This window comes from Candidatus Synechococcus spongiarum SH4 (genome assembly GCF_000586015.1).
GTDB classification, from domain to species: Bacteria; Cyanobacteriota; Cyanobacteriia; order PCC-6307; family Cyanobiaceae; genus Synechococcus_B; species Synechococcus_B spongiarum_F.
The window spans coordinates 1-8,625 of sequence record NZ_JENA01000055.1; the positions used below are offsets into that span (position 1 = coordinate 1).

An 8,625-nucleotide genomic window follows, 5' to 3' on the forward strand; every position below is an offset into this window, starting at 1 on the left:
GGGACACCCTTGAGGATCAAGGGGTTGCCCTGGCTGAAACGAAGAATGATCCGCCATATTCGATTGCTCGGAACACCTCAGTTGTCGACCACTGTGGCGCAGGGCCACATCTAACCGGCCAGCAGAGGCGTAAAACGCGCTTTCCCGGGCAACGCAGTGTACTCGGCCACAATGCTGGTGAACTCGTCACCACTGAGGCTTTCCCGCTCAATCAGCACCTCCACCACCCTGTCCATGCACTCGCGATGGCGACTGAGCAGGGCAACAGTGTCGTCATAAAGCCGGTGGACCAACTTGAACACCTGCTCATCCACGCTGCGGGCGCTGGCGTTGGACATTTCGCTGCGGATCATCAGATCCCGACCCAGGAACACCTCCCGATCCTGACTGGTGAGGGAAATGGGACCGATTTCACTCATGCCGAACTGGGTCACCATTTGTCGGGCAATGGCGGACACCTGTTGAAAATCCCCCCCGGCCCCTGTGGTGATCTCGGCCTGACCAAAGACAATCTGCTCGGCGGCGCGCCCCCCCAAAGCGCCCATGATGCGGGCCTTGAGCTGGGCGCGGGAGACCAGCTCCTGCTCCTCATCCGGGGAAAACCAGGTGAGTCCCTGGGCCTGACCCCGGGGAATGAGGGTGACCTTCTGCACGGGGTCATGGGCCTGGAGCAGGCTGCCCACCAGAGCATGACCAACTTCGTGATAAGCGATCAGCCGTTTGCTGCGACCGTCGGTGAGGGGCTGACGCTCCATGCCGGCAATGACCCGGTCCACCGCATCGTCCACCTCCGTCAAGCTGATGAACAACTTGCGGCGCCGGGCGCTGAGGATGGCGGCCTCGTTCAGCAGATTGGCCAGATCCGCGCCGGTGAAGCCCGGTGTCCGCCGGGCGACGGACTCCAGGGAGAGATCCTCCGCCAGCTTCTTGTTGCGGGCATGAACCTGCAGGATCGCCAGCCGCCCCTTGATGTCCGGGGCATCCACCATCACCTGGCGGTCAAAACGACCGGGCCGCAAGAGGGCTGAATCCAGCACGTCGGGACGGTTGGTGGCCGCCAGCACAATGATGCCGGAATTGCCCTCGAAGCCATCCATCTCCGTGAGGATCTGGTTGAGGGTCTGCTCCCGTTCGTCGTTGCCGCCCCCCATGCCGGCGCCCCGTTGACGGCCAACGGCGTCAATCTCGTCAATGAAGATCAGGCAGGGGGAGTTGTCCTTGGCCTTCTTGAACAGGTCCCGCACCCGGCTGGCGCCCACACCCACAAACATCTCCACGAACTCGGAGCCGGACAGGGAGAAAAACGGCACCTCGGCTTCCCCGGCGATGGCCTTGGCCAACAGGGTCTTGCCGGTGCCCGGCGGACCCACCAACAGGGCGCCTTTGGGGATGCGGGCCCCCACTGCGGTGAAGCGCTCCGGCGTCTTCAGGAAGGTGACGATTTCCTTGAGGTCCTGCTTTGCCTCCTCCACACCGGCCACGTCGTCGAAGGTGACTCCGGTTTCCGCCTCCATCATGAAGCGGGCCTTGGACTTGCTGAATTGCATGGCCTGTCCCGGTCCACCGGGGAGGCCGCTGGATCGCCGGGCCAGGAAGATCAGGGAGCCAATGAGCAACAGGGGCAGCAGCAGATTCCCCAGCACCCCCCACACAGGCGAGGATTGCCGTGGCGGATGAACGTCGAAGCTGATGCGTTTCTCCTTCAACTGATCCAGCAGATTCGGCGCCAGGCCCGGCAGATCCACCCGCAGACGCTGCGGATGGTCGAAATCGGGGTCCGTGGTTTCCACAATGGCGGTGCGCCCCCCGTCAAACACGTCCACCGCCCGCACCCGATCTTCCTGCAGGCTTTCCAGGAAGCGGCCGTAGGTCATGCGTCCATTGGCCACGTTGCGGGATTCCACAGGGGGATTCACCGCCACGTCCGTGGCATCTTTATTCCCGGCCGCCTGCCAGAGCAGCCCCAAGCCGATCACCACGGGAAGCAACCAAAGGGCAATAATCCGCCAGCGCTTGTTCATGGCTGTTTCCAAGAGTTTACACAACGTAAACGGCCCAGCCCCATAACTGCGGTGGCGCCCATGAATCGGCAACACTTTCCTTTACCACTTTGATCTTCTCTCCGATCCCCGCCTCATAGACGGCGCAGCGCCACGATGGGATCCAGTTGGGCGGCGCGCCGGGCCGGGATCACGCCAAAGAAGATCCCGATTCCCCCGGAGAGGCCCACGGTGAACAGGACGGTGCCGGGGCCTATAAAAGCCGGCAAGGGGGTGACGGCCGACGCCAGGGCAACGGCGCCCAGGCCCAGACCGCTGCCGATGATTCCCCCCATGCTGGCCAGCACCGCGGCTTCAATGAGGAACTGGAGCAGTACGTCCCGGCGGCGGGCCCCCAGGGCCTTGCGCAAGCCCACCTCTGCGGTGCGTTCGCTTACGGCCACCAGCATGATGTTCATGATGCCCACTCCCCCCACCAGCAGGGAAACGCCGCCAATGGATCCCAGCAGGATGGTGAGACCTCCGGTGATGGTGGTGACGATGGCCGCAGCCTCCTTCTGGGTGCGCACAATGAAGTCGTCTTCCCCGAACCTGGGGATTTTGTGTCGCTGACGCAGGAGATTGGCGATCTGGAAGCTGGCGGCATTGATTTTGCTCTCATCCCTGGCCTCCACGCTGATGAAGTTCAAGGAGACGCCATAGGCGGGATCCCGGCCGGTGATGCGGTTCACCATGGTGGTCAGGGGGATATAGGCCACTTCATCCTGGTTTTCCCCAAAGAACGACCCCTTCTCTTCCATTACGCCAATCACCGTAAATCTGTTGTTGCCAATGCGGATGCGTTGGCCCAGAAGATCGATGTTGGGGGAAAGACCGGTTGCCAGCGCCGATCCGAGGACCACCACCGACCGATTGCCCTCCAGATCCGCCTGGGTGATGAAGTGACCCCGCTCCACGTCAAACTGGCGCACCGCCAGGAACGCGGGAGTAACCCCATACACGGGGACGTTGAGACTGTTGCCACCCACGGAGCTACGGCCACTCGCCTGGATGATCTGGTTGGAGGAAATCTGCGGCGCCACGCGCCGTACGCTGGGCGCCTGGCTGGCAATGGCCTCTGCGTCCTCCAACACCAGCGTGCGCGGCCTGGCGGCGCCTCCTCGGCGACTGCGATCATTGCCCGGCACGACAAACAGCACGTTGGCGCCGAGGCTTTGCAACTGCTCATTGGCCAGCTTCTGGGTGCCCTGACCGATGCCCACCAGGGTGATCACCGAGGCATTGCCGATGACGATGCCCAGGATGGTGAGCAGGCTGCGGAGGCGGCTGGCCCGGAGAGCGCTCCAGGCCATGGACCAGGTTTCTCGCCAGGGGAGGGGCATGGCAAAACGCTACGTGCAAGCAAGAACCGGGCTATTGGAACTGGAGCCGTCAGCTTCCGTGATTCAGACAGATCAGTTGTTCTGGACAGAATACTTGCCACCCGGGGACGGCAGCCGGGGGAACCGTTGCGGGGGATCATAGCGTCTCCACGTATCTCCCCGCGTGTTGTCCCTACCGCTGGCGGCTCTGCTTTGAGGGGGAGGACACCGCCTACAACCTGGGCGAAAGGAAGAAGTACACACTGATTATCACAGAGAGTAAGATTCCGGCGGTGTCCTTGCCTCTCTAAACTATGATCCTGATAGGCATTATTGTGTTCTTGTCTGCAATGACAGCAGGGCCATTGATATATCGGAGTCAACGGCCTGCGAAGACCATACACTTCCAAAACGCTGTTGGACGTCATGGGCGTTCATCAAGATAATGTTGATTGATCCTATCCACTCCAGGTGGTTCCCCAGCAAGGACCCCGGTGACCACCATGGCGTGGCAGTGGAGAATGGCGTCAGCGCCCCAGGCCCGTGAACCAGACACCCCGCCTCCCCCGGTTGAAGTGGACCGGGGATTTGCAGAACCTGCTCCTTGGCCTCAGCCTGGCGCTCACCCTCCTGGTGTTCTGGGGGCCACCGCTGCTGAGCAGTCTGGAGAGACCCTCTGTGCAAGGTGTGCTGGAGCAACGGCAGTTGGAGCTACAAGCCCTGGCCGGCCGGGCGGTGATCAAGGGAAATCTCATCCTTCCCCCGAATCGGAACGCCCCTCTCCTCAGCCGCCAGTTATTTGGCGCTGACACCCTCCAGGAGTTGGCGGACCTCCTGCAGCAGCGTCAGGACAACACAACCACCGCGGATCGTGACCTGCGGCTGCGCCAGGTGTTGGTGCTTCTGGCCATGGACCAGCCGGAGCAAGCCTTGCCTCTGCTGGAGAGTCTCGGTTCCGTTCCAGGGGAAGGGGATCCCTCGGCGGCAGTCATCCTTCAACAGGCCCTTATGGAGCGGGCGACGGGGGATCAGTCTACGGTTGCCGCGCTGGAGGATCTGGACGATGAAGCCCTTGGGGATGCCCTACCCCCCCATCCCCTTTACCAATCCCTGGCCTGCGCCGTCCTGGACCCGGACCGCCCCTTCTGTGGTGCTTCCCATGCCGGGGCCCTGGTGCGCCTCGCTCTGGTGGGCTTGGCGGGGCCACTGGCGGCTGGGGTGGGCATCCTGCTCTGGCTGGTGCAACTGGGACGTTTTCTATGGTCCCGGGAGCGATCCCCACGGCCCCCCTCCCCAGCCCCGGCAAGTCCCCCCCTAAGCCTCCCCGCCCTGCTGCTGTTTTTCTTTGGCGGCGTTGTGGTGTTGGGCAATGGGGCTGGCGCCCTGGCGCTGTTGGCGCTGCGGCACTGGGTGCAGATCAGCAGCGGCACAGGGCAGGCCATGGCCACCATGGTGGTCTATGGGGCACAGACCCTGCCGGGGCTGGCGGTTCTGCGCTGGTTGCGACGCGGGGAGGGGCAATCCGGCTGGCGCTGGCTGCAATGGGGCCTGGGCTGGCGATCATTTCCCCTGGCGCTGGGGGGACTCCTGCTTAGCCTGCCCCTGGTGCTGCTGGCCAGTTGGGGGATGTCTCAACTGTTTCCGGATGCGGGAGGCAGTAATCCGTTGCTGGAGCTGGTGCTAAACAGCCGGGACTGGACGGCGCTGGTGTTCTTTGCCCTGACGGCCTGTCTTCTGGCGCCCCTTTATGAGGAACTGGTTTTCCGCGCCACGATTTTGCCCGCCCTGGGGAGATCCTATGGGGCCGGTGTGGGAGTTCTGTTGAGCAGTCTGCTGTTTGCCGCCGCCCACCTGAGCCTGGTGGAGTTTGTCCCGCTTCTGATCCTGGGCCTGGGCCTGGGCTGGCTGCGGCTGAGCAGCGGACGGCTGAGCGCCTGCGTTCTGATGCATGCCGCCTGGAACGGTTATACCCTTGCCAATCTGGTGCTCCTGGGCCTGTGATTGCCCGACAGGCTGTGCTGGGCCGAATTAAATTAAGCGACCACACGGCGCCGTTTCCATTTGGCTCGGGGGTCCTACAGGATGGCGATCACGGGGAAGTCCGCTCACGACACTGGCAGGACATCGGTCTCCGGACGTGACCGTCGCCGGCGGTGGTCCCAGGGAGCAAAACGGGTTTCCCCTGTTCCCAGGGCCAACAGCAACCCACCGGGGCTGGCGGGTATCCACTGGCTGGCCAACCGCGCGCTCCTGGTGTCCCTGCTGATCCCCACCGTTCTCTGTGTTCTGGAGTTACAGATGCGGCGCAACCTGAGTCGCACCTACACGGCTCTCCAGGATGCCCGCACCATGCAGCAACTGGTCATGGACTCCCGGGCCCAACTCGTGGCTGCCCCGGACGCCATTCATGTCGCCGGGCAAACAGGCCAGGGTGGCCTGTCCGCCAGCCAGAGCATTGAACCGCTCCTGCTTCCGCCACCCCCGGACCGACCGTTGAAGCATCGGTCCCTGTTCCGGCGCCTGGGCCGCTGGATCAAAGCTGGTCCGGCGTTGCGGGGCTATTGAACTTGGGTCGTTCCCGCCGCCGCCCGCAGCGCCCTGTTCCGGCGCCCTCCACCAGGGGGCGGCTTGTGGTGGTGTTCCTGCTGCTGCTGTTGTCCGTCCTGGGTCTTGCGGGACGGCTATTCTGGCTCCAAGTGATTCAGGGGCATGCGCTTGCTCAACAGGCTCGCTCCCGTCAGGCCCCCTCCACCCGGTCCGTCGCCATACGACGGCCCATTGTTGATCGTCAAGGGGAGGTGCTGGCCTGGGACGAGATGCGGGTGCGCATCTGGGCCCACCCTGTCTATTTTCAATTCCCTGGCGACCGGGACGGCCAAAGGCGCTCCGCGGCGGAGGTGAGTCAACGGCTGGCCCCCGTCCTGAACCGGCCGGCAGCCGATCTGGAGCAACGCCTCTCCGGGCAGGGCAGCAGTATCCGCCTGCTGGAACACCTGAGTCTGGAGAAGGGGGAGCGGGTGGAAGCCCTGGGCATCAGCGGGATTGACGTGGAGGTTTACCCACAGCGGCGTTATCCCCAGGGTGAACTCTTTGCCAACGTGGTGGGTTTCCTGAATCTGGAGCGCCAACCCCAGGCAGGTCTGGAATTGAGTCGCAACACCCAACTGCAGCAAGGGGAACGCAGCCCGTGGCGCCTGGGCGCCGGGTCCGGGGCGATGTTGCCCGTCAATACCTTGTCCATGGGCGCCATCACCGACGACGCCATGCAGTTGCAGTTGAGTCTGGATGCTCGTCTGCAACGGGCAGCCTATGGCGCCCTGTCGGCAGCGATGGAGCAGTGGACGGCCACACAGGGCGCGGTGATGGTGATGGACGTGCAGAACGGCGAGCTTCTCGCCCTGGCTTCACAACCCAGCTTTGACCCCGGCCGTTTCTGGCAGGCCAACCCCCGGCATTTTCGTGGGTGGCCTGTGGAAGACCTCTATGAACCCGGCTCCACCTTCAAGCCCGTCAATCTGGCCATTGCCCTTGAGGAGGGGGTGATCCACGGGAACAGCACGGTGCATGACACGGGCAGTGTGGTGGTGGAGTCCTGGACACTGCACAACAACCGGAATCAGGTTCATGGGGTGATCACCATGCCCCAGGTGTTGCAGGTGTCCAGCAATGTGGGCATGGTCAAAACCATGTCGCGGTTATCCCGGCAGCGCTACTGGCAATGGCTGCACAAGCTTGAGATTGAACAGGCGCCTGATACGGACCTGCCGGGCGCCACTGCGGGCCAATTGAAATCCCTGCAGGTTTTCCGTTCCAATCCCATCCATGCCGCCACGGCATCCTTTGGTCAGGGGATTGCCCTCACCCCCCTCAAGCTGCTCCAACTCCATGCCGCCCTGGCCAATGGCGGCTGGCTGGTGCGGCCCCATGTTGTTCAGGGGCTGCGCAACAGGAACGCCATGGCGGCCACCCCCCGCCTCCCCCAGCGCAAACGCATTTTCCAGGAGGCATCCACCGCCACGGTGCGCAACTGGATGGCCGCAGCCACCAGGCTGGCGCAAGCCCCCGGAGCCGGGCTGCAGCCCCGTCCCGTTGCCGGCAAGAGCGGCACGTCTCAGAAGGCGCGCCATGGCGGCTACGACCCGGACACCGTTACCACCAGCTTCGTGGCTCACCTGCCCACGGATCAACCTCGTTTCGTGGTGTTGGCGGTGCTGGATGAACCCCGTGGCGAGGAGACCTACGGGACCACCGTGGCGTTGCCCGTGGCGTATCGCGTGATTGACAGCATCATGGCGTTGGACAACCTGCTGCCTGCCCGTGGCGGCGCCGGTTGACGGAAGGCTTCGGGGATTGAGAGTTTCGAGAGGCAGAGCCAGGGATGGGGGAGGCCATAGGCAGTTGGCTTCCAACTGGCGCCCACTACTGACTAACCCCGATTCCGGATCAGGCGGGAGTGTGGTCGGGATCCTGATGCGCCTCTTGGCTGCTTGTCATTGGCCGCGGACCTGGCTGAAGATAGGGAGATGCCGCCGGTGAGCGCTGCGGGGAACAACCATGAAGGCATCAGGGGAAGACAGGCGGGCTTGGCCATGGTAACCACCCTGCGCCAACCCCGGGAAGCCCGCGCAGCGCTGTTGCCCAATGGAGCCAGACCTTACTTCACGTCCTGACGGTTGCCATGGTCTCCACCAGGCGATCCACTTTCTCCCCCAGCGCTTTCGTGTATTCCCGCATTTCCCGCATCTCTTCCCGCTGCCGGGCCTCACTGAGCTTCATCTCTTCCCGCTGCCGGGCCTCGCTGGCCCGCATTTCTTCCCGCTGCCGGGCCTCCATGGCCTTGAGGGCCTCCTGCTGCCGGGCCTCGCCAGCCTGCATGTATTCCCGCATTTCCTCCCGCTGCCGGGCCTCGCTGGCCTGCATATATTCCCGCATTTCCCGCATTTCTTCCCGCTGGCGCATCTCGCTGGCCTTCATCTCTTCCCGCTGGCGCATCTCGCTGGCCTTCATCTCTTCCCGCTGGCGCATCTCGTTGGCCTTCAGGTCGTCTCTGAGGGCATCCAACTGTTTTGCGGTCCTGGCTTCGCTGGACTTGATCTCTGCCCAGATCACCGCCAGGGCGCCGGTCAGCAGGGAGATGCCGCCGGTGAGCGCTGCGGGGAACAACCATGAAGGCATCAGGGGAAGACAGCAGGCTTCCCCATGGTAACCACCCTGCGCCAACCCCGGGAAGCCCGTGCAGCGCTGTTGCCCAATGGAGCCAAGCC

6 protein-coding genes are annotated in these 8,625 nt (G+C 63.7%); 3 read left to right on the forward strand and 3 right to left on the reverse strand.

Going from position 1 to position 8,625, the window contains the following annotated elements:
* Window positions 1–110: 110 nt before the first annotated feature.
* Window positions 111–2,021, reverse strand: a complete 1,911-nt coding sequence (gene ftsH / locus BG35_RS0104000) for an ATP-dependent zinc metalloprotease FtsH (protein WP_025781809.1) — start codon at window positions 2,019–2,021, stop codon at window positions 111–113.
* A 113-nt stretch (window positions 2,022–2,134) separates the two neighbouring features.
* Entirely contained in the window at window positions 2,135–3,382 is a 1,248-nt protein-coding gene (locus BG35_RS0104005) for an ABC transporter permease (RefSeq protein WP_025781810.1), read from the reverse strand.
* A gap of 522 nt (window positions 3,383–3,904) precedes the next feature.
* Here BG35_RS0104005 and BG35_RS0104010 point away from each other — a divergent pair.
* The 3 genes from BG35_RS0104010 (at window position 3,905) to BG35_RS0104020 (ending at window position 7,695) form a co-directional block, all read left to right on the forward strand.
* Window positions 3,905–5,362, forward strand: a complete 1,458-nt coding sequence (locus tag BG35_RS0104010; protein ID WP_025781811.1) for a CPBP family intramembrane glutamic endopeptidase — start codon at window positions 3,905–3,907, stop codon at window positions 5,360–5,362.
* Between the two features lie 81 nt (window positions 5,363–5,443).
* Window positions 5,444–5,926, forward strand: a complete 483-nt coding sequence (locus tag BG35_RS12650) for a hypothetical protein (protein WP_152535162.1) — start codon at window positions 5,444–5,446, stop codon at window positions 5,924–5,926.
* Window positions 5,927–5,928: 2 nt separating this feature from the next.
* Complete coding sequence (locus BG35_RS0104020) at window positions 5,929–7,695, forward strand: peptidoglycan D,D-transpeptidase FtsI family protein (protein ID WP_034416958.1); 1,767 nt, start codon at window positions 5,929–5,931, stop codon at window positions 7,693–7,695.
* A 325-nt stretch (window positions 7,696–8,020) separates the two neighbouring features.
* On the opposite strand, the gene BG35_RS13015 is transcribed toward BG35_RS0104020, so the two are convergent.
* The coding region (locus BG35_RS13015; RefSeq protein ID WP_025781814.1) for a hypothetical protein at window positions 8,021–8,625 on the reverse strand (605 nt) is incomplete at its 5' end.

Coding starts and splice junctions, on each gene's coding strand:
- ftsH (WP_025781809.1), bottom strand. CDS start 2,021: ATGAACAAGCGCTGGCGGATTATTGCCCTTTGGTTGCTTCCCGTGGTG.
- BG35_RS0104005 (WP_025781810.1), bottom strand. CDS start 3,382: ATGCCCCTCCCCTGGCGAGAAACCTGGTCCATGGCCTGGAGCGCTCTC.
- BG35_RS12650 (WP_152535162.1), top strand. CDS start 5,444: ATGGCGATCACGGGGAAGTCCGCTCACGACACTGGCAGGACATCGGTC.